General features: G+C 61.9%; 19 protein-coding genes. 9 read left to right on the forward strand and 10 right to left on the reverse strand.

Features of this window, described 5'->3' with window-relative positions:
* The first annotated feature begins 9 nt into the window (after positions 1 to 9).
* Together LMTR13_RS38480 and LMTR13_RS38485 are read left to right on the forward strand one after the other, a co-directional pair.
* Positions 10 to 816: an outer membrane lipoprotein carrier protein LolA gene (locus tag LMTR13_RS38480; RefSeq protein WP_156795943.1), complete on the forward strand. Its 807-nt coding sequence runs from the start codon at positions 10 to 12 to the stop codon at positions 814 to 816.
* Between the two features lie 75 nt (positions 817 to 891).
* Positions 892 to 1707, forward strand: coding sequence for an exodeoxyribonuclease III (locus LMTR13_RS38485; RefSeq protein WP_065732283.1), 816 nt, complete (start codon positions 892 to 894; stop codon positions 1705 to 1707).
* 81 nt (positions 1708 to 1788) lie between these two features.
* Here the strand turns inward: LMTR13_RS38485 and LMTR13_RS38490 are convergent, their stop codons facing one another.
* Both LMTR13_RS38490 and LMTR13_RS38495 read right to left on the reverse strand, forming a co-directional pair.
* Entirely contained in the window at positions 1789 to 2229 is a 441-nt protein-coding gene (locus LMTR13_RS38490; protein ID WP_065732284.1) for a Crp/Fnr family transcriptional regulator, read from the reverse strand.
* 51 nt (positions 2230 to 2280) lie between these two features.
* Complete coding sequence (locus tag LMTR13_RS38495) at positions 2281 to 2967, reverse strand: response regulator transcription factor (RefSeq protein ID WP_028348340.1); 687 nt, start codon at positions 2965 to 2967, stop codon at positions 2281 to 2283.
* Between the two features lie 268 nt (positions 2968 to 3235).
* On the opposite strand from LMTR13_RS38495, the gene LMTR13_RS38500 reads away from it, so the two are divergent.
* Together LMTR13_RS38500 and LMTR13_RS38505 are read left to right on the forward strand one after the other, a co-directional pair.
* Positions 3236 to 3805: a L,D-transpeptidase family protein gene (locus LMTR13_RS38500; protein ID WP_065732285.1), complete on the forward strand. Its 570-nt coding sequence runs from the start codon at positions 3236 to 3238 to the stop codon at positions 3803 to 3805.
* Positions 3806 to 3819: 14 nt separating this feature from the next.
* Positions 3820 to 4605 carry a 2-keto-4-pentenoate hydratase gene (locus LMTR13_RS38505; protein WP_065732286.1) on the forward strand — a complete coding sequence of 262 codons (786 nt, stop codon included), beginning with the start codon at positions 3820 to 3822 and terminating at the stop codon, positions 4603 to 4605.
* Positions 4606 to 4660: 55 nt separating this feature from the next.
* Here the strand turns inward: LMTR13_RS38505 and LMTR13_RS38510 are convergent, their stop codons facing one another.
* Positions 4661 to 5338 (reverse strand): YggS family pyridoxal phosphate-dependent enzyme, encoded by a 678-nt coding sequence (locus LMTR13_RS38510; RefSeq protein WP_065732287.1) that lies wholly within the window; start codon positions 5336 to 5338, stop codon positions 4661 to 4663.
* 117 nt (positions 5339 to 5455) lie between these two features.
* On the opposite strand from LMTR13_RS38510, the gene LMTR13_RS38515 reads away from it, so the two are divergent.
* From LMTR13_RS38515 to LMTR13_RS38535, 5 genes are all read left to right on the forward strand, one after another.
* Positions 5456 to 7147 carry a GGDEF domain-containing protein gene (locus tag LMTR13_RS38515; protein ID WP_065732288.1) on the forward strand — a complete coding sequence of 564 codons (1692 nt, stop codon included), beginning with the start codon at positions 5456 to 5458 and terminating at the stop codon, positions 7145 to 7147.
* Between the two features lie 131 nt (positions 7148 to 7278).
* The gene (gene leuS / locus LMTR13_RS38520) at positions 7279 to 9903 is read left to right on the forward strand and encodes a leucine--tRNA ligase (RefSeq protein ID WP_065732289.1); all 2625 of its coding nucleotides are present in this window, start codon (positions 7279 to 7281) and stop codon (positions 9901 to 9903) included.
* The gene (lptE, locus tag LMTR13_RS38525; protein ID WP_065732290.1) at positions 9890 to 10441 is read left to right on the forward strand and encodes an LPS assembly lipoprotein LptE; all 552 of its coding nucleotides are present in this window, start codon (positions 9890 to 9892) and stop codon (positions 10439 to 10441) included. The genes leuS and lptE overlap by 14 nt, the downstream gene beginning before the upstream one ends.
* Positions 10442 to 10557: 116 nt before the next feature.
* On the forward strand, positions 10558 to 11586 hold the full coding sequence (holA, locus tag LMTR13_RS38530) for a DNA polymerase III subunit delta (protein WP_065733328.1): 1029 nt from the start codon (positions 10558 to 10560) through the stop codon (positions 11584 to 11586).
* A gap of 1 nt (position 11587) precedes the next feature.
* The gene (locus LMTR13_RS38535) at positions 11588 to 11944 is read left to right on the forward strand and encodes an ADP-ribosylation/crystallin J1 (RefSeq protein WP_065732291.1); all 357 of its coding nucleotides are present in this window, start codon (positions 11588 to 11590) and stop codon (positions 11942 to 11944) included.
* A gap of 159 nt (positions 11945 to 12103) precedes the next feature.
* Here the strand turns inward: LMTR13_RS38535 and LMTR13_RS38540 are convergent, their stop codons facing one another.
* From LMTR13_RS38540 to hemJ, 7 genes are all read right to left on the reverse strand, one after another.
* A complete protein-coding gene (locus tag LMTR13_RS38540; protein ID WP_065732292.1) occupies positions 12104 to 12985 on the reverse strand; it encodes a ParB/RepB/Spo0J family partition protein in 882 nt (293 codons plus the stop codon).
* Between the two features lie 167 nt (positions 12986 to 13152).
* Positions 13153 to 14001, reverse strand: a complete 849-nt coding sequence (locus LMTR13_RS38545; RefSeq protein WP_065732293.1) for a ParA family protein — start codon at positions 13999 to 14001, stop codon at positions 13153 to 13155.
* Entirely contained in the window at positions 13998 to 14696 is a 699-nt protein-coding gene (rsmG, locus tag LMTR13_RS38550) for a 16S rRNA (guanine(527)-N(7))-methyltransferase RsmG (RefSeq protein WP_065732294.1), read from the reverse strand. Before rsmG ends, LMTR13_RS38545 begins: the two co-directional genes overlap by 4 nt.
* An 81-nt stretch (positions 14697 to 14777) precedes the next feature.
* Entirely contained in the window at positions 14778 to 16661 is a 1884-nt protein-coding gene (gene mnmG, locus LMTR13_RS38555; protein ID WP_065732295.1) for a tRNA uridine-5-carboxymethylaminomethyl(34) synthesis enzyme MnmG, read from the reverse strand.
* A 121-nt stretch (positions 16662 to 16782) separates the two neighbouring features.
* Entirely contained in the window at positions 16783 to 18114 is a 1332-nt protein-coding gene (gene mnmE / locus LMTR13_RS38560) for a tRNA uridine-5-carboxymethylaminomethyl(34) synthesis GTPase MnmE (RefSeq protein ID WP_065732296.1), read from the reverse strand.
* Between the two features lie 320 nt (positions 18115 to 18434).
* Positions 18435 to 19700 (reverse strand): transcription termination factor Rho, encoded by a 1266-nt coding sequence (gene rho, locus LMTR13_RS38565; protein ID WP_028348326.1) that lies wholly within the window; start codon positions 19698 to 19700, stop codon positions 18435 to 18437.
* 256 nt (positions 19701 to 19956) lie between these two features.
* Positions 19957 to 20403 (reverse strand): protoporphyrinogen oxidase HemJ, encoded by a 447-nt coding sequence (gene hemJ / locus LMTR13_RS38570; RefSeq protein WP_065732297.1) that lies wholly within the window; start codon positions 20401 to 20403, stop codon positions 19957 to 19959.
* Between the last annotated feature and the right edge of the window lie 445 nt (positions 20404 to 20848).

A 20848-nucleotide genomic window follows, 5' to 3' on the forward strand; every position in this document is an offset into this window, starting at 1 on the left:
AAATATCTGATGACACAACGACCCACCCATCGCGGGCTGCGCTCCGGACTGGCCCTTTTGATCGCCACATCCATCGCCGGCTTCGCGACATCGGCTCTCTCGCAGACCGTGCCGGTTCCCAAGCCCGCGCCCAAGGCCCGCGACGGCAATGTGCAGATGAGCGCACAGGACCGGGTTCCGATGACCACCGGCACCACTCAGGCGCCGCCGAATCCGGTGCTTCCGGACCCGCGCCGCAATGTTCCGGCCAATGTTTTTGCAACCTTCGATGCCAACCAGAAGGCGCAGGCTGCGCGGGTGAGTTCATATCTATCGTCGCTGCAGACGCTGGTCGGAAATTTCGTCCAGGTCGGTCCCGACGGCAGCAGGACCAAGGGCGATTTCTACATCCAGAAGCCGGGCAAGGTACGTTTCGAATATGACGACCCGAGTCCGATCGCGATTATCGCCGATGGTTCATCGCTGGCCGTGCGCGATCGCAAGCTCGCCACCCAGGACATCTACCCGCTGTCGCAAACGCCGCTGCGTTTCCTGCTGTCGGATCGGATCGATCTGTTGAAGGACACCAATGTCATCAGCGTCACGGCCGATGACGTCTACATCAGCGTCACCATCGAGGAGAAGCAGGCCCTGATCGGCACCAGCCGGCTGATGCTGATGGTTGGCGTCAAGGACGGCCAGCTCAAGCAATGGACGGTGACCGACCCGCAGGGCTACGACACCACGGTTGCGGTCTACAATCTGGACTCGTCCAAGAAGGTCGATCCCGGCCTGTTCAAGATCGACTTCACCAACTACATGACGCCGGCGAACTAAACGGCGCGCTTTCCTCCATTCTTTCTGTGGAGAGGAGGAAATGTGCGCCAGGAACCGTGGTAAGACACGGCTCCCATGCGTTTTTCCCTGACAACGTGGAATATCAATTCGGTGCGCCTGCGCATCGATATCGTCGCCAAATTCCTCAAATCGGCGCGGCCGGATGTGCTGTGCCTGCAGGAAACCAAATGTATCGACGACGCTTTCCCGCTGAAGCGGTTCAAACGTCTTGGCTATGAGCACGTCGCGCTGAACGGGCAGAAGGGCTATCACGGCGTCGCCATCGTTTCGAAACTGCCGTTCGACACCACCGATATCAGAACCTTCTGCGACAAGATCGATTCGCGTCACATCTCGGTGGCGTTTGGCGAGAAGGCCCAGCTTGCGAAGCCGGTGGTGCTGCACAATTTCTACGTTCCAGCCGGCGGCGACATTCCCGATCCCGTTCTCAATCCGAAGTTCGATCACAAGCTGAAGTTTCTCGACGAGATGAAGGCCTGCGAACCGCTGCATCCGCGCGGCGACGACCGCCATATCCTGGTCGGCGACCTCAACGTTGCGCCACATGAAAACGACGTGTGGTCGCACAAGCAGCTTCTGAGGGTCGTCTCGCACACGCCGATCGAATGCGAAAAACTCCTGGCCACGCAGGCCCACGGCGAATGGTTCGACGTCGCGCGCGAACGGATCCCGCTTTCGGAAAAGGTCTATACGTGGTGGAGCTACCGCGCCGCCGACTGGACGGTGGGCGACCGTGGCCGCCGTCTCGACCACATCTGGGTCTCGCGCGCGCTGAAGGACGCTGTCAGCGATTTCAGGATTACCCGCGATGCGCGCAGTTGGGAGCGTCCATCGGACCACGTCCCTGTCACGGTGACGCTGGATGTGTAACCTGGTCGTCCCTGCGCACGCACGCAGGGACCCAATCAACCACCGGCATTGCGTCGCGCTTCGCTTGTCCGGGACGACGGATCAAGTATTCAGCTTGGCGCCGGCCATCAAAATATCGCTGGCGAGCTGGCTGGTGCGGGTGGCGAGTTCGTCGCGCAAGCGGCGCGCGGCGGCAGGGTCGCTTTCGAGCACGCGCTGAAACAGGCTGCGCGCGATCCGGATGACGGAGGAATGCTCAAGCGCGACCGCGCTCGACGGCCGCTTCATCGCAACGATCAGCGCCAATTCACCGATCAGGGCACCGGGGCCGGCAACGACTTCGGCGCCGCTATCCTCGACACGAAACGAACCGCGCTGAACGATGTAACCCGCATCCGCATCGTCGCCCGCGTTGAACAGATAATCGCCGGCTGAGAAATCGCGCTGCTCCGAACCGATCGCCAGCATGCGTAGCGCCGCCGTCCCCAACAGGCGCAGCGTCGGGACCCGCTCGAGCAGGGCTACATCATCTTCGATCGACATGGACCGTTGACCGGGATGCGCGAAAATTACGAATCGTGGCTACGAATCGTATCACGGCACCAGCTTGTAGCCACCGGCTTCCGTCACCAGGATTTCCGGGTTGGCCGCATCCTTCTCGATCTTCTGCCTGAGACGGTAGATATGGGTTTCCAGCGTGTGCGTGGTGACGCCCGAATTGTAGCCCCAGACCTCCTGCAGCAGCGTCTCGCGCGATACCGGCAATTGGCCGGCGCGGTACAGGAAGCGCAGGATCGCGGTTTCCTTCTCGGTCAGCCGCACCTTTCTGGCATTGGCCGCGGTCAGCATCTTGGAGCCGGGCCGGAAACTGTAGGGGCCGACGGAAAATACCGCGTCCTCGCTGGCCTCGTGCTGGCGGAGCTGCGCCCTGATCCGGGCGAGCAGAACGGCAAACCTGAACGGTTTTGCAACGTAGTCATTGGCGCCCGATTCGAGGCCCAAAATGGTGTCCGAGTCGGTGTCGTGGCCAGTCAGCATGATGATTGGCGCCTTGAAGCCCCCCTTGCGAAGGCTGCGCACGACCTCCCTTCCATCGGTATCCGGCAAGCCGACATCCATCAGCACCAAATCGGGGGAATTGGCTTTGGCGGCGCTGGCGCCCTTGGCGCCGGTATCGACTGCGGAGGCTTCGAATTCCTCATGCAGCGACAATTGCTCCACCAACGTATCGCGCAGATCGGTATCGTCATCCACGATCAGGATCTTGCGGGCATTGGGCATAGATACGATCCTCTTGAGGCAGGCGGCGGACACAAGCGAGAGCGTCTCAAGCCGGGTCTTGGTCGATGACAAACCTGATTCGCGGGCAAACCTCACAAGCAAGCCGTGTCATCAGGTACTGATTCGCATTGAGGTAAGAGATTGTTACAGATTCACAAGCCGGACCGCAGTCTATCCCAAATTTGAGGCGCGTTTGGATGAATGTCCTGTAATGCGTCGAATAGAATAATCGCGGCCGGGCAGGCAATCCCAAAAGTTGGGCATTGGCATGAAAAGCAACACCATTTCAATCACTTATCAGACAGGCGCGCGTGATCGGCCCCTGGCGGCAATTCGGGTGTACCGAGCGGCCGGCGACCCCAGCCGGGGCTGGCTGACGGCAGACGGCTGGACCGTACCGGTGGCGCTTGGCCGCGGCGGCATCCTCGCCAACAAGCGGGAGGGCGACGGTGGCACCCCGCGGGGCATTTATCATCCGCTGCAATTGTGGTGGCGCGCCGATCGCCATCCCAGGCCGCGGACCTATCTGCCGATCCGGCCGATCCGGCCCGAGGATGCCTGGTGCGAGGACCCGCAGAACCGCCGTTATAATCAGCCAATCCGTCTGGTCCAGGATCAGCCCGGCGACCGGCTGACGCGCGACGATCATCTCTACGACTTCATCGTCGAAATCGATCACAACAGCGCGCCACGGATTGCCGGCCGTGGCAGCGCCGTGTTCCTGCATCTGGCGCGTCCCAATTTCTCCCCCACCGCGGGATGCGTCTCGATGACGAAATCCGCCATGCTGCGGCTGCTGCGGCGGATGGGACCGCAGACGAAAATCATGATCGGCTGATGGGGAATCAAACAATGCTCGACAGGAAGGCAATAACGGCCGCGTCGAAGACCCTGCACGACCACTGGCGCGCGGGCACCAAATTTTCCGGCCTCGATGAATCGCTGCGGCCGCGCGACCGCATTGAGGCCTACGCGATCCAGGCGGGAATCGAAAAGTACTCGTCCGATAGTTTATTCGGCTGGAAGATCGCGGCAACCAGCGAGGCCGGACAAAAGCACATCAACGTCGACGGGCCGATGGCCGGGCGCATTCTGGCCGAGACCATCATCCCCGACGGCGGAACGGCTTCGATGGCAGGCAACGAAATGCGCGTCGCCGAACCCGAATTCGCCTTTCGCATGCGCGTGGATCTGCCGACGCGCTCCACTCCCTATACAATGCAGCAGGTTCTCGATGCAGTCGACACGCTGCATCCGGCCATTGAAATTCCGGATTCGCGGTTTGCCGATTTCGTCAGTGCCGGCGCCGAACAGATCATCGCCGACAATGCCTGCGCGCATCTGTTCGTGCTCGGGCCTGCCGCAACAGTCGATTGGCGTTCAATGGACCTCGTCGAGGAACGGCCCGTCATCACGATGCGCGGCGATAAATTCATTGGCCACGGCAAGAACGTGTTGGGCGACCCACGAGCTGCACTGACCTGGCTCGCCAACGAACTGCGCCAGCTTGGCGTGACATTGAAAGCCGGCCGCGTCGTCACCACCGGCACCTGCCATCCACCGCTGCCGATTCAATCCGGCGATTTCTGCGCCGTCGATTTTGGTCCGCTCGGAAAGGTGTCGGTGGGGTTCGAATAAGTGTTGCTCACAGTCAGTGTCGTCTCTGCGAACGCAGGGACGACGGCACAGACTTCTATCGCGCGCCAAAAATCGCCGAGCCGACGCGCACATGCGTCGCACCCATCTGGATCGCGACGGCAAAATCGGCGCTCATGCCCATCGACAGATTTTTCAGCCCGTTGCGCGCGGCGATCTTGGCCGTCAACGCGAAATGCGGCGCCGGCGCCTCGTTGACCGGTGGAATGCACATCAAGCCGGAAATGACCAGACCGTATTTATCGCGGCAGCTCGCAATGAAGGCATCTGCATCGCCGGGCGAGATGCCGGCCTTCTGCGGCTCCTCGCCAGTGTTGATCTGAACGAACAATTCTGGACGCTTGTTCTGCGAATTGATTTCCTTGGCGAGCGCTTGGCAGATGCTGGGACGGTCGACCGAATGGATAGCGTCGAACAGCGCTACGGCCTCCTTCGCCTTGTTGGATTGCAGCGGTCCGATGAGATGCAACGCAGTTCCGGGATAGGCCGAGACCAGCGCCGGCCATTTCGCTTTGGCCTCCTGCACACGGTTTTCGCCGAACACGCGGTGCCCGGCATCGAGGACGGGCGAAATGGCTGCGGCATCGAATGTCTTCGATACCGCGATCAGCATCACCGATGCGCGCTCACGGCGCGCCTCCTTGCAGGCGCGCGCGATGTCTTGCTCCACCTCAGCAAGGCCGTTTGGTAAAGACTTGGTTAGCGGTGTCGGCATCTCTCTCGCGTCATGTCCTGATTTCGGTCAGAAATTTTACGGCATTTCCTCGAATTTTACCAAGTTCGGGAAAGGCTTTTTGAACCCTTCACTCTACCTTGCGGTGTGGGGGGCAGGATGGCTGGCGTTACTTTCAACCGCAACCGGGTCAAACTCAAGAAGCTTCTCGGAATCCGGGCGCGGCTTGCGCTGCTCGCCGTGATGCTGGTAGCGCCCTTGATGCTGGAACGGGTCCGTTCGCTCGAAGACGCGCGCGCCAAGCAGATCGCGATGGCTTCGGAGGAATACGCCAGCATCACGCTGCACACTGCGGAGACCCAGCGCGAGGTCGTCTCCTCGGTCGAAACGATGCTGAAATCGGCCGCCTATATCCGCGCATCCAGCGGCATCGGGCGCAGTTGCGAAATCCTGCGCGCCAGCCTGCCGACCAACCTGCCCTGGATTCGCAGCATCATGATCGTCAGCAGGGAAGGCGTGGTGCAATGCTCGACGCTGAACATGCTGGTCGGGCTCGACATCGGCGACCGCGAATATTTCAGGAAGGCGCAGCAAAGCCGCGGCTTCGTTTTCAGCGACTATCTGTTCGCCAGAATGACCAACAAACCGATTCTGATGGCGGCCTATCCGGTCGCCGCGATCAATCCGGAAGAAGATGCCGTGGTGGTCGCCGGCATCAACCTCGACTGGATGTCGAAGATCATGGCCAAGTTTGACGGACGGCCGGGCATTTCGGCGCTGCTGGTCGACGGCGCCGGCGTCGTGCTGGCCGCGCCGGCGGACGAGGCCGGCATGATCGGCAAGCCGCTCAACAACGTGCCGCTGCTGACGGCCATCGCCCACAAGGCGCTCGTTTCCGACACCCCACGGGGTTCGCTTTCCTTTACCGCAGCCGACGGATCGCAACGCGCGATCAGTTTCGCGCGCATTCCCGGCACGCAATCGCGCCTGATCGTCAGCATCGACGAAGCCAAAATCACGGCGGCGATCAATGGTGAAATCCGCACCGCCTATCTGCAGCTCGGACTGGTCTGCCTGTTCGTGCTGCTCGGCGCGCTGATCGGCGCAGAGAAGCTCATCATCAACCCGATCGAAGTCATGACCGGCATGGCCAGACGGTTCGGCGAAGGCGACTGGTCGGCCCGCGTCTCGCACAGCCGCCTGCCGTCGGAATTCATGCCGCTGGCCCGCGCCTTCAATGCGATGGCGGCGCAGCTCAGCCAGCGCGAGCGCGAGCTCGTTGCCACCAACGACCGGCTCACCGTGATGGCCTCGATCGACATGCTCTCCGGCCTCGCCAACCGGCGCGGCTTCCAGAGCCGGCTCGATTTCGAATGGATGAAGGCGCAGCAGTATCATAGCGAGCTGTCGCTGCTGATGATCGACGTCGATCATTTCAAGCTCTACAACGACACCTATGGCCACCCGGAGGGCGACGCCTGCCTCACCCGGATCGGCGAAGCGCTGGCCGGCATCGCCGCCGACACGCTAGGCTTTGCCGGCCGCTATGGCGGCGAGGAGTTCTGCCTGCTGCTGCCGAATACCAGACCGCAAAAAGCGTTGGAGATCGGCGAGACCGTGCGCGCCACCGTTCAGGGCCTGGCCCTGCCCCACATCACCTCCAGCCACAAGACGGTCACCGTCAGCATTGGCGTCGCCGCGACTCTTCCGAACGACGCCCAAACCCCCGGCGACCTGATCGAGGCCGCGGACGCCGCCCTCTACGCCGCCAAACACCGCGGGCGAAATACCGTGGTCGAGCACGGCTTTGCCAAGCTGGTGGACGAGGCAGGGATCGCGATGGCGGGGTGAGCTGATGTTCCACGCCATCAGCTAAAACGCCCCTTCCCGCCGTCCCAACCCGTTGACCCCGCAGCCGCTTCTGTGGCCTAGTCCGCCGTCCTTTGGACAGGACCCGAATCCACAAAAGCCCTTAAGATTCCATGACCTCCGAACGTTACAACGCCCGTGATTCCGAGCCGCGCTGGCAGCGCCAATGGGACGAAGAGGCGATCTTCGCCTCGAAGAACGACGATTCCAGGCCGAAATACTACGTGCTCGAGATGTTCCCCTACCCGTCCGGGCGCATCCATATCGGGCATGTCCGGAACTACACGCTGGGCGACGTGCTGGCGCGCTTCATGCGCGCCAAGGGCTTCAACGTGCTGCACCCGATGGGCTGGGATGCATTCGGGCTGCCCGCCGAAAACGCGGCGATCGAACGCAAGGTCGCGCCCAAGGCCTGGACCTACGACAACATCGCCACGATGAAGAAGCAGTTGCGCTCGATCGGGCTGTCGCTCGACTGGTCGCGCGAGTTCGCGACCTGCGATCCCGCCTATTACAAGCATCAGCAGAAGATGTTTTTGGATTTCTTGCGCGCCGGCCTCGCCGAGCGCGAGAAGCGCAAGATCAACTGGGATCCCGTCGACATGACCGTGCTTGCCAACGAGCAGGTGATCGACGGCCGCGGCTGGCGCTCCGGCGCCGTCGTCGAGCAGCGCGAGATGAACCAGTGGGTCTTCAAGATTACGAAGTACTCGCAGGAACTGCTGGACGCGCTTGATAGCCTGGACCGCTGGCCGGACAAGGTGCGGCTGATGCAACGCAACTGGATCGGCCGCTCCGAGGGCTTGCTGATCCGCTTCTTGCTCGATTCTGCGACGACGCCCGCCGGTGAGTCCGAGCTGAAGATTTTCACCACGCGCCCCGACACGCTGTTCGGTGCAAAATTCATGGCGATCTCGGCCGATCATCCGCTGGCACAGGCGGCTGCCGCGAAGAATCCACAGCTCGCCGAGTTCATCGCCGAGGTGAAGCGGATCGGCACCGCGCAGGAAATCATCGATACCGCCGAGAAGCAGGGCTTTGATACCGGCATCAAGGCCATCCACCCGTTCGATCCGAACTGGAAGCTGCCAGTCTATGTCGCGAACTTCGTGCTGATGGAATACGGCACGGGCGCCATCTTCGGCTGCCCCGCGCACGACCAGCGCGACCTCGACTTCGTCAACAAATACAATCTCGGCAATACGCCGGTCGTGTGCCCGGAAGGGCAGGACCCGAAAAGCTTCGTCATATCGGACACCGCCTATGACGGCGACGGCCGCATGATCAATTCCCGCTTCCTCGACGGCATGACCATCGAGCAGGCCAAGGAAGAAGTTGCGAAGCGATTGGAGAGTGAAGTTCGTGGCAACGCGCCCATCGGCGAGCGGCAAGTAAACTTCCGTCTGCGCGACTGGGGCATCTCGCGCCAGCGCTATTGGGGCTGCCCGATCCCGGTGATCCATTGTCCGAAATGCGACGTGGTGCCGGTGCCCGACGATCAATTGCCGGTGACGCTGCCGGAGGACGTCACCTTCGACAAGCCCGGCAATGCGCTCGACCATCATCCGACCTGGAAGCACGTCACCTGCCCGAAATGCGGCGGCAAGGCGCAGCGTGAAACCGACACCATGGACACCTTCGTGGATTCGTCCTGGTATTTTGCGCGCTTCACCGATCCCTGGAACGAGAGGTCGCCGACCACGCCTGACGTCGCCGACCGGATGATGCCGGTCGACCAGTATATCGGCGGCGTCGAGCACGCGATCCTGCATCTGCTCTATAGCCGCTTCTTTACCCGTGCGATGAAGGCCACCGGCCACATCAGCATGGACGAGCCGTTCGCCGGCATGTTCACGCAGGGCATGGTGGTGCACGAGACCTACCAGAAGGCCGATGGCACCTACGTGACGCCGGCCGAGGTGAAGGTCGAGACCGGCGGCAATGGCCGCCGGGCCACGCTGCTCGACGGCGGCGAAGAGGTCACGATCGGCGCCATCGAGAAGATGTCGAAGTCGAAGAAGAATACGGTCGACCCCGACGACATCATCGCAACCTACGGCGCCGACGTCGCGCGCTGGTTCATGCTGTCGGACTCACCGCCGGATCGCGACGTGATCTGGAGCGACGAGCGCGTGCAGGGTGCCTCACGCTTCGTGCAGCGGCTGTGGCGGCTGGTGAATGAATCGGCCGAAATCGCCAAGATAGCCCCGGCCGCGCGGCCGGCCTCGTTCGGGGCGGATGCGCTTGGCTTGCGCAAGGCTGCCCATGGCGCGCTGGACAAGGTGTCGTCCGGAATCGAGCGGCTGCATTTCAATGTCTGCCTTGCCCATATCCGCGAATTCACCAATGTGCTGGCCGAAGTGCTGGGCCGTGAGGGCAAACCGGCGCCGGACCTGGCTTGGGCAGTCCGCGAGGCTGCAATCATCCTGGTTCAATTGTTCGCGCCGATGATGCCGCATCTGGCCGAGGAGTGCTGGCAGGTTCTGGGGCAGTCGGGGCTGATTTCGGAGGCCAGCTGGCCGCAAATCGAACGCGATTTGCTGGTTGAAGACACCGTGACGCTGGTGGTCCAGGTCAACGGCAAGAAGCGGGGTGATGTTACCGTGCCACGGGTCGCCCAAAATCCGGAAATTGAGGCTGCCGTTTTGGCGCTCGATGCGGTAAAACTCGCCCTCGGCGGCAAGACCGTCCGCAAGGTAATCGTAGTTCCCATGAGGATCGTGAATGTCGTTGGCTAGGACCCGGATCGCCGTTCGGCTCATCGCCGTCGCCGCTCTGGCGGCGCTCACGGCCGGCTGTTTCCAGCCGATGTATGCCGAACGTAACGACGGCAAGCCCGGCTTGCGCGAAAAGCTGATGGGAGTGGAAATCCCGCCGGTCGATAAGCCGAATGCTTCCCGCGAAGCGAGGATCCAGGTGGAGATCCGCAACGCGCTGGCGTTCAAGCTCTATGGCAGTGCCACCGGCATGCCGCCGACCCACCGGCTGGTGCTGCGGTTCAACACCACCCGCTCTTCGCTGATACTCGACCCGGCCACCGCCCTGCCGTCGAGCGAAAACTACGGCATCGACGCGCAGTACAATCTCATCGACCTCGCCACCAACAAGTCGGTCATGACGGGCACCACTTTCTCCCGCGTATCCTATGACGTCCCTGGACAGTTGCAGCGTTTCGCCCGCGCCCGCGCCTTCCGCGACGCCGAGGACCGCGCCGCCAACGAGATCGCGGAAAACATCCAGACCCGGCTCGCGTCCTACTTCTACGCCGGCACCTGATGTCCCGTCATTCCGGGGCGTGCGATGCACGAACCTGGAATCTCGTTCCGACAATCTCCAGATTCCGGGTCTGCGGGCTTCGCCCGCGTCCCGGAATGACGAATGAAAGTCCGATCGTGGTCGCGCTCCGCGGAAAAGACATCGACGCTTTTCTCGCCCGGCCTGATGCCGGCCGCCCTATCATCCTGCTGTACGGCCCCGACGCCGGTCTCGTGCGCGAGCGCGCCGACGCGTTGATCTCGTCAGCGGTCGACGATCCCAACGACCCGTTTTCGCTGGTTCGGCTCGACGGCGACGAGCTGGCGGCCGAGCCGTCGCGGCTGGTCGATGAAGCCATGACGATCCCGATGTTCGGCGGCCGGCGCGCGATCCGTGTGCGCGCCGGGTCCCGCAGTTTTGCCAGCGGCGTCGATACGCTGGCCGATTCGCCGATCAAGGATTGCCGCATCGTGATCGAGGCCGGCGAGTTGCGGCCGGAATCGCCGCTGCGCAAGGCCTGCGAACGCGCCAAGACAGCGGTCGCCATCGCTTGCTATCCCGATACCGAGCGCGACCTTGCCAGATTGATCGACGAGGAATTACGGACTTCCAGTTTGCGCATCGCCGCGGATGCCCGCGCCGTGCTGATGTCGTTACTCGGCGGCGACCGCCAGGCTTCGCGCAATGAGCTGCGCAAGCTTGCGCTCTATTCCTATGGCAAGGGCGAGATCGCGCTCGACGATGTCATGACCGTGGTGTCCGATGCGTCCGAGCTGAAACTCGACCCGATCGTCGATGGCGCGTTCGCCGGCAAGCCCGACCTGGTCGAAGGCGAGTTCGCAAAGGCGATGGTCGCCGGCACCTATCCTGGCATCATCATCTCCGCCGCGCAGCGCCAGGCTGCCTGGCTGCACAAATCGGCGCTCGCTGTCGCGGAGGGAACACCCGTCTCCACCTTGCTCGAAAGCGGCTATCCGCGCCTGCACTTTTCGCGAAAAGGCGCCGTCGAAATCGCCTTGCGCAATTTCAGCGCGGCGCGGCTCGCCACCATCATCGATCAACTCGGAACGGCAGCGCTCGACATGCGCAAGCAGGCGTCGCTGGCATCAGCGATTGCGCTGCGAACATTGCTCTCGATCGCAGCCAACGCGAAGCGGCGGGGGTAGCATGCCGGACGAGACAAGAGACGTCGTAACCCTCTGGCGTCCGGTAGGACCGGTCGAGTTGGAATTAATCCGAAACAGCGGAATGCGCGCGTTCCCACCACGGCTTCCTGATCAACCCATCTTCTATCCCGTGCTCTCGAAAGAATACGCCGTAAAGATCGCTCGCGACTGGAACGTCCCAGCCAGCGGCTCCGGCTACGTCACTCGTTTTGACGTCAGGCGGGACTTCCTGGAAAACTACCGCGTCCAAAAAGCCGGAGGCTCCGCTCATTTGGAGTATTGGATTCCGGCGGAGGAAATGACCGCCTTCAACGAAGCTATCGTGGGTGAGATCGAAGTCGTCGCCGAGTTTCCCTGACGCCGGGCTCTCTCCGCTCCCTCGCCCCGCTCTTGCGGGGAGAGGGTAGGGGTGAGGGGCTGCTTCCGCGAGTTCTGAACGACTTGAAACCTGTCCCCCCTCACCCGGATCGCAAGAGCGATCCGACCTCTCCCCGCAAGCGGGGCGAGGTTAAGAAGATCAGCCACCCCTCTCCAGCCTTCGCATCACCTCGTCGAGCTGTTCGAGGTTGCGATAGCTGATCTGGACGGAGCCGCCGGGGTCGCGGTGGTTGACGGTGACGGTGAGGCCGAGCGCATCGCTGACGCGCTTCTCCAATGCGATCGTATCGGGATCTTTGGTCTTGCCCCCGCCCCTCGCCTTTTGCGGCTTGCGTTCCGGAACGCCCTCTTCATGCGCCAGCGCCTCGGTCTGGCGTACGTTGAGACCTTCCTCGACGATGCGCTTCGCCGCAGCCAGCGGATCGGGCACACCGATCAGCGCACGGGCGTGTCCTGCGGACAATTCGCCGCTCGCGATCAGGGCCTGCACCTCCGCCGGCAATTTCGTCAGCCGCATCATGTTCGCAACGTGGCTGCGGCTCTTGCCGACCTCTTTGGCGATGTCTTCCTGGCTGCGTTTGAATTCGTCGGCCAGCGCGTGATAACCCTGCGCCTCTTCCATCGCGTTGAGGTCTTCGCGCTGCACGTTCTCGATGATCATGATCTCGAGCGCGTCGCTGTCGCTGACATCGATAGGAACGATCGGCACCTCGTGCAGGCTGGCGAGTTGCGCGGCGCGCCAGCGCCGTTCGCCGGCGATGATCTCGTAGCGATCCTGCGCGCCCTTCACCGGCCGCACCACGATCGGCTGGATCACGCCGTGCTGCTTGACGGAGGCCGCGAGCTCACCGAGCTCGGCATCGGAAAACGTCCGGCGCGGGTTTCGTGGATTCGGTTTCAGGAACTCGATCGGCACCTTGCGCTGGTTGCGCGGCCGCTCGACATGCGCGGCTTCGCCGCCGACGTCTCCGATCAGACTTGCGAGACCACGACCCAGTCGCGAGCGCGTTTCGTCGGCCATCGCCGCCAACTCCCTAGGATTCACTTAAGCTACTCCGGAACTGAATTCGGTTGTTCGATAGGATGAGATCGTAGGGTGGGCAAAGGCGCGTTTGCGCCGTGCCCACCATCGTCCACCACGAAAACAAAGGTGGGCACGCTTCGCTTTGCCCACCCTGCGATTCCTGACTAATGCCTCAGCTCGCGCTCCCGCTGGATCACTTCCGTCGCAAGCTTCAGGTACGCTTCGCTGCCAACGCATTTGAGATCGTAGACCAAGACCGGCTTGCCGTAAGACGGCGCCTCGGAGATGCGGACGTTGCGCGGGATCATGGTGTCGTAGACCTTGGAGCCCATGAACTGCCTGACGTCGGCGACCACCTGGTTTGACAAATTGTTGCGCGAGTCGAACATTGTCAGCACGATGCCGTGGATCGACAGGTTCGGATTGAGCGTCGAGCGCACCTGCTCCACTGTCTGCAGCAATTGCGACAGACCTTCGAGCGCGAAGAACTCGCACTGCAGCGGCACCAGGATCGCATCCGACGCCGCCATCGCGTTGACGGTGAGAAGATTGAGTGACGGCGGGCAATCGATCAGCACATAGGTGTAATCGGTGTCCGGCGCGGCGTTCTTGTTCAGCGCCCCGATCGCATCGCGCAGGCGGAACGCGCGGCCCGGCGTCGTGCCAAGTTCAAGCTCGAGGCCCGACAGATCCATGGTCGAGGAGGCGATGTGCAGCCGCGGCACCGCGGTGGCAACCACCGCGTCGCGCAGCGGTGCTTCACCGATCAGCACGTCGTAGGTCGAGCAGTTGCGGTTGCGGCGATCGATACCGAGGCCCGTCGAAGCGTTGCCCTGCGGATCGAGATCAACAATCAGCACGCGCTCGCCAATCGCCGCGAGTGCGGTGCCAAGATTGATCGCTGTAGTCGTCTTGCCGACGCCACCCTTCTGGTTGGCGAGCGACAGGATGCGTGGATGAGGCGGCGGAGTTGGCTCCCTATCCTCTTGATATAATTCATCTAATTCGGTCATGCCCGATCGCCATGTGTGATCGCGGAAGGGTTGCGCCGCTCGATGCGATCGAGTTCGACGATCCAGCCGTGCCCGCCCGTTCGGCTGGAATGGAGTCGCGGTTCAATATTCCAATATTTGGTGGCCTCGGTCAATTCGGCCTCTACATCTTGACCCTTGAGAAACAAAGCTTTTGCGCCTTCTCTCACAAACGGCTCCGCGAAGCCGACAAGCTGATGTAATGGAGCCAGTGCCCGCGCGGTGACGCAATCGATGCGGCAGCCGATTCTATCCACAATATCCCCGATTCCCGCCAAATGCACGGTCGCAGCCGCGGACGTTACGCGGACTGCCTCGCGCAGGAAGGCCGCCTTTTTGGCATTGCGTTCAACCAAATGGATATTGGCACCCGGAGTCTCGGCCAGCGCGCAGGCGAGCACCACACCGGGAAAGCCTCCACCGCTGCCAAAATCGACCCAGATTTTTGCTGATGGAGCCAAGTCCAGAAGCTGGAGCGAATCAGAAATGTGTCTCGTCCAAAGGTGCGGAAGCGTCGATGGCGCCACGAGATTCGTTTTGGTCTGCCATTCGATGAGAAGGTCGACGTAGTGATTCAGCCGTACTTCCGTTTCACGCGAAACGGGAGTGAGGGCCAGAGCGGTGGCCTTATCGGAGGGCAGGACTGGGGAAGGGGTCTGGGCGACGGCTTTCGCCATTGGGTGGTCTCGGCTGAGCCAACGATCGTGGGGGTTATCGCTTCACTGATCCTACATCAACGTTTCACGTGAAACAGATTCTTAAGCGGTCGCCTTCGTGTTCTTCCGCCGCGCTTCTCGGCGCAGGTAGGCCGCCAAGATACCCAGCGCCGCCGGCGTCAAACCATCGAGCCGTCCCGCCTGCCCCACTGTCCGTGGCCGCGCCGCTTCGAGCTTGGCGCGCGCTTCGTTGGAAAGTCCGGGCACATCGGCGTAGTCGATATCGGTCAGGACCAAACCTTCGTCGCGCCGGAAGGCATCGACGTCGGCGGTCTGACGCTTGAGATAGACATCGTATTTGGCGTCGATCTCGAGGTGCACGGCGATCGACGGATCGATGCCCGAAAGCTCCGGCCATATGCTGCGCAGGGCCGTCCACTCAATCTCCGGGTAAGCAAGCAACTCAAACGCCGAGCGCCGATGGCCGTCCCGGTTAAGTGCCAAGCCATGCTTTGCGGCTTCGTTGGGGGTGATCGACAGGGACTTGGCGAGCGACTTCGCGGCCTCCAACGCGGCCATCTTCGCAGCATGCCGCTGCACGCGCGCCTGGCCTACGCAGCCCAAGGCAATGCCCTTGTCCGTCAGACGCTGGTCGGCGTTGTCGGCTCGAAGCGTCAGGCGGTACTCGGCCCGCGAGGTAAACATCCGATACGGTTCGGTGATGCCGCGGGTCACGAGGTCGTCGATCATCACCCCGAGATAACCGTCAGCGCGATCGAGCACGATCGGATCGGCGTCGCCCGCCATCAATGCAGCGTTCAGACCGGCAACGATTCCCTGGGCCGCCGCCTCTTCGTAGCCGGTCGTGCCGTTGATCTGTCCGGCCAGGAAAAGACCCGGCAGGCGCTTGGTCTGCAGGGTCGGCTCCAGCTCACGCGGATCGACATGGTCGTATTCGATGGCATAGCCCGGCCGGACCATCTTCACCCGTTCGAGTCCGGGAATGGTCGCGAGGATCGCGAGCTGGACTTCTTCCGGCAGCGAGGTCGAGATGCCATTGGGGTAGACCGTGGAGTCGTCGAGGCCTTCCGGCTCCAGGAAGATCTGATGGCCATCACGATCGCCGAACCGAACAATCTTGTCCTCGATCGAGGGACAATAGCGCGGACCGCTGCTCTTGATCTGCCCGGAGTACATCGGCGAGCGATGCACGTTGGCCCTGATTACCTCGTGGGTGGCCGGGGTCGTCCGGGTGATCCCGCACTGGATCTGCGACGTCGTGATCCGATCCGTCATGACGGAAAACGGCTCAGGCGGATCGTCGCCGGGCTGCATTTCGACCGCAGACCAGTCGATCGTGGTGCCATCGAGCCGTGGCGGTGTGCCGGTCTTCAACCGTCCGAGCGTAAAGCCGGCGCGCTCGAACGAGGCCGATAGTCCCATTGCAGGCGCCTCCCCGACCCGGCCCGCCGGCCAATTCTTTTCGCCGAGATGGATGAGCCCACGCAAAAAGGTCCCGGTCGTGATGACCACGGCGCCCGCCCTCAACTGCCGGCCATCGCCCAGACGAATTCCGGTGACTCTGCCATCTGAGACAATCAGCCCATCTGCCTCGCCTTCGACGACGCTGAGACCAGCGGTCTCGCGGATCGCCGCCTGCATCGCGGCGGCGTAAAGCTTGCGGTCCTCCTGCGCCCGGGGTCCGCGAACAGCGGGTCCCTTGCGGCGGTTCAACATCCTGAACTGAATGCCGCCGGCATCGGCCACCCGGCCCATGAAGCCATCCAAGGCATCCACTTCCCGGACCAGATGGCCCTTGCCAAGACCGCCAATGGCGGGATTACAGGACATTGCGCCGACCGTCGCAAAACGGTGGGTGACCAGCGCCGCCCTGGCCCCCATCCGCGCAGCCGCGCCGGCGGCCTCGCAGCCGGCATGGCCGCCACCGATGACGATGACATCGAAGAAGTCTGCCTGGGAAATCATGGCGGGGTTTCTATCCCCAAGTCTCAAAACCGGGAAGCAGAAGTTTGCTTAAGCATTGTTTCACGTGAAACGCCCGTCTCCGATGCCGGGATGTTTCACGTGAAACATGGGTAAGGAAAAGTTACTTACCTACACAGAACTCCCGAAAAATGACGTCAAGGATGTCCTCCACATCGACCCGGCCAAGCAACCGTCCGAGGGAGTAGGCCGCGGCGCGCAGCTCTTCCGCTGCCAGCTCTTCGCCCTCCCCAACCACATCGATGCAGCGTTGCAGCGAGACCGCTGTTTCCTGGAGCAACTTGCGCTGTCGCGTCCGGCCAATCAAGCCGCCCTCACCGCCGCCCAAACAGGTTTGCGCGAAGTCGACAATGGCCGCGATCAGCTCTGACAGCCCATCTCCGCGACTGGCCGAGATCCGAAAAACCCGGCCTACGGACGACTCGGCCAATGGCCGATCAGCCCCATCGAGATCGATCTTGTTTCGCACCCGCCAGACCGGCCTCTCACCGTTCCCTTCACTCTCAGCACCTGAAGCGTCCGTCAGCCACAACACCAGGTCCGCATCCACCGCACGTGCTCGGGCGCGGCGAACCCCCTCCTGCTCTACCGGATCGTCGGTCTCGCGAATGCCCGCGGTATCGATCACCGTCACCGGATAGCCATCGAGGTCGAGCTGCACCTCGATGACGTCGCGCGTGGTGCCGGCATGTGGCGACACGATCGCGACCTCTCGGCGCGCGAGCTGATTCATTAGCGTCGACTTCCCGACGTTGGGCGGTCCGGCGATCGCGACGACGAGGCCATCGCGAAGGCGTTCGCTGCGCCCCTGCTCCACCAGGACTACTTCGATCTCCGCCAGCAGCCCCCTCACCCTCGCCAGCGCCGGCTCGATCAACTCCGCCGGCACGTCGCCCTCGTCGGAGAAATCGATCCCGGCTTCGATCAAGGCCGATGCCTCGATGATCCGCGCGCGCCAATCGCGTGCCTTGTCGCCCAGCAACCCCTTCAACTGGCGGAGCGCCTGACGGCGCTGTCGGTCGGTGTCGGCATGAATGAGATCGTCGAGACCTTCGGCTTCGGTGAGATCGAGCTTGCCGTTCTCGAATGCGCGCCGGGTAAATTCACCGGGCTCGGCCGGACGAACATTGTCGAATGCGGAGAGCGTCGCGAACAACGCGGCAAGCACCGCACGTCCACCATGGACATAAAATTCTGCGACGTCCTCGCCGGTCGCACTGGCCGGGGCCGGAAACCAGAGCACCACCGCATCGTCGATCGGCCGTTGGCCGAGGTCGCGAAGCAGGGCGCGCGTGGCCGTCCGCGGCGACGGTACCTTGCCGGCTAGCGCCGACACGACCTTTCCCGCCTGCGCGCCCGAGACGCGCACCAGGGCAATCGCGCTCGGCGGCTGGCCCGACGACAAAGCAAAAATAGTCTGGTCCCGCGGGTGCATGACCTATTTGTGCGGGAGGGGCTGAAAAGGCAACGCGATTCAGCGGTGAGCGACAAAGCAGGGATCGGCCGGCCCGTCACGACGGGCGATCTCCTGCCCGACCCAAAGCAACGCGAGTGCGGCAAGTTTGCGCTCATTCTACTTTGCATGGGGTTGTTTTCGCGGTTTTGTGTCCGGGCACCCCGATGGAAACAAATCGCATGGGATTCAATAGTTTATATGGTTAACCAATCGATAACGCCGGACTTCGGACCTCTGCAGCATCAAAAAGGGCGCCCCGCTGATGCGAGGCGCCCTCCCCCAAAGTCCGGCTTCGCGGCTCAGGTATTCATGGAGTCGAAGAACTCGGCGTTGTTCTTGGTATTCCGGAGCTTGTCGAGCAGGAAGTCGATCGCGTCCATGGTGCCCATCGGATTGAGGATCCGGCGCAGCACGTACATCTTCTTCAGGAGCTGCGGATCGGTGATCAACTCTTCCTTGCGGGTGCCGGAGCGCGAGATGTCGATCGCCGGGAAGGTCCGCTTGTCCGAGACCTTGCGGTCGAGGATCAGTTCCGAGTTACCGGTGCCCTTGAATTCTTCGAAGATGACTTCGTCCATTCGGCTGCCGGTATCGACCAGCGCAGTCGCGATGATGGTGAGCGAACCGCCCTCCTCGATGTTGCGCGCGGCGCCGAAGAAGCGCTTCGGCCGCTGCAGCGCGTTGGCGTCGACGCCGCCGGTCAGCACCTTGCCGGATGACGGCACCACGGTGTTGTAAGCGCGGCCCAAACGCGTGATCGAGTCGAGCAGGATCACGACGTCGCGGCCGTGCTCGACGAGGCGCTTGGCTTTCTCGATCACCATCTCCGCGACCTGGACGTGACGCACCGCCGGCTCGTCGAAGGTCGACGACACCACCTCGCCCTTCACCGAGCGCTGCATGTCCGTGACTTCTTCCGGACGCTCGTCGATCAGAAGCACGATCAGATAGCATTCAGGATGATTGGCGGTGATGGAATGCGCGATGTTCTGCATCAGCACCGTCTTGCCGGTGCGCGGCGGCGCCACGATCAGCGCGCGCTGGCCCTTGCCGATGGGAGCCACGATGTCGATCACCCGTGCAGAAAGGTCTTTTCGCGTCGGGTCTTCGAGTTCGAGGCGGAAGCGCTGATCCGGGAACAGCGGTGTCAGATTGTCGAAGTTGACCTTGTGCTTGGACTTTTCCGGGTCTTCGAAATTGAGCGTGTTGACTTTCAGCAGCGCGAAATAGCGTTCGCCTTCCTTCGGACTGCGGATGTGGCCTTCGATCGTGTCGCCGGTGCGAAGGCCGAAGCGTCGGATCTGCGACGGCGAGACGTAGATGTCGTCGGGGCCGGGCAGGTAGTTGGCATCGGGCGAGCGTAGGAAGCCGAAGCCGTCGGAGAGAACCTCGACGACGCCTTCACCGATGATGTCGATTTCCTGGATCGCGAGTTGCTTGAGAATCGCGAACATCAGCTCCTGCTTGCGCATGGTGCTGGCATTTTCGACCCCGCTCTCTTCGGCGAACGTGACGAGTTCGGCCGGCGTTTTCGATTTGAGGTCTTGGAGTTTCATTTCCCGCATTGGGGTGGTCCTGTGGAGTGTCTTTTAAGAAGGTGCGAAGCTGGCTTTGGGAAAAGCCGGACACGAAAAATGGAAGGTCCGCAGGTCTAAGCAAGGAAAGCGCCGGTGAGGCTTCAAACCTGATGCGGCGGCCGGTCCGTTGAAGGAGCCGGAACGCAGCCACATCCGCCTGCGTGGGGTGGGATTTCGATAATATAGAAAATCGGCTGCCGCTTCGCAAGCAGGTGAGAAACCAACCAATCCACGAAAAGGCGTCCTAGAACGGCTTCACGATCACCAGGATGACGATAAAGATCATCAGGACGGTCGGTACTTCATTGATAATTCTATAGAATTTCTGGCTTCTGGTATTCCGGTCGGCGGCGAAATCCTTAACCCAGCGGGAAAAAAAGCCGTGGACACCCGACAGGATGAGCACCAGCGTCAGTTTGGCGTGAAACCAGCCGGACGTGTACCAGTGTCCGCTCCAGGCCATGTAGATGCCGGCCAGCCAGGTGATGATCATCGCGGGGTTGATGATCACCTTCAGCAGGCGCCATTCCATCACCTTGAAGGTCTCGGACTGCTTCGATCCGACCTCGGCGTCGCAATGGTAGACGAACAGCCGCGGCAGATAGAGCATGCCGGCCATCCACGAGATGACGGCCATCACATGCAGCGCCTTGATCCACGGGTAGGCCGTGATCGTGATCCACTCGTACATTGCAGCCGCCCTGATCTCCGGAACGTTCCGATCTTCTCAAGCGTTGCAAAGAAGCTCCGCCAGCATGGGGCGCAAGACATATCCGCAAAGCACCGCTTCTCTAAACTAATAATTTTAGAATCTTAGGTTTGAGTCTAAGTGACAGTGATTTGGACTCACACAAAACCGTTCCGCAGTTTTGCGAGGCTTGTTCACATCCATCACCAATTCGGGCAGGACACCGGCTCCGCCTGATAACGCCACATGCATCAATCGCTTGCGATGTTTTGTGGTCAGCTTATCAAGAGACAAATCCACATCTTCTCACTATCATGACCACGAGGCGGTGGACTTGTCCTCGCGTGAGGCCCTGTGAAGAAATCGAGGGTTTTCCCGGAGGCGCCGATCCAGGGCTCGACATCTCGGTTAAGCTCCACAGGATTCACAGGAATACACAGGGGTTCTG

Origin of the sequence: Bradyrhizobium icense, assembly GCF_001693385.1 — a bacterium.
Taxonomy (GTDB): domain Bacteria; phylum Pseudomonadota; class Alphaproteobacteria; order Rhizobiales; family Xanthobacteraceae; genus Bradyrhizobium; species Bradyrhizobium icense.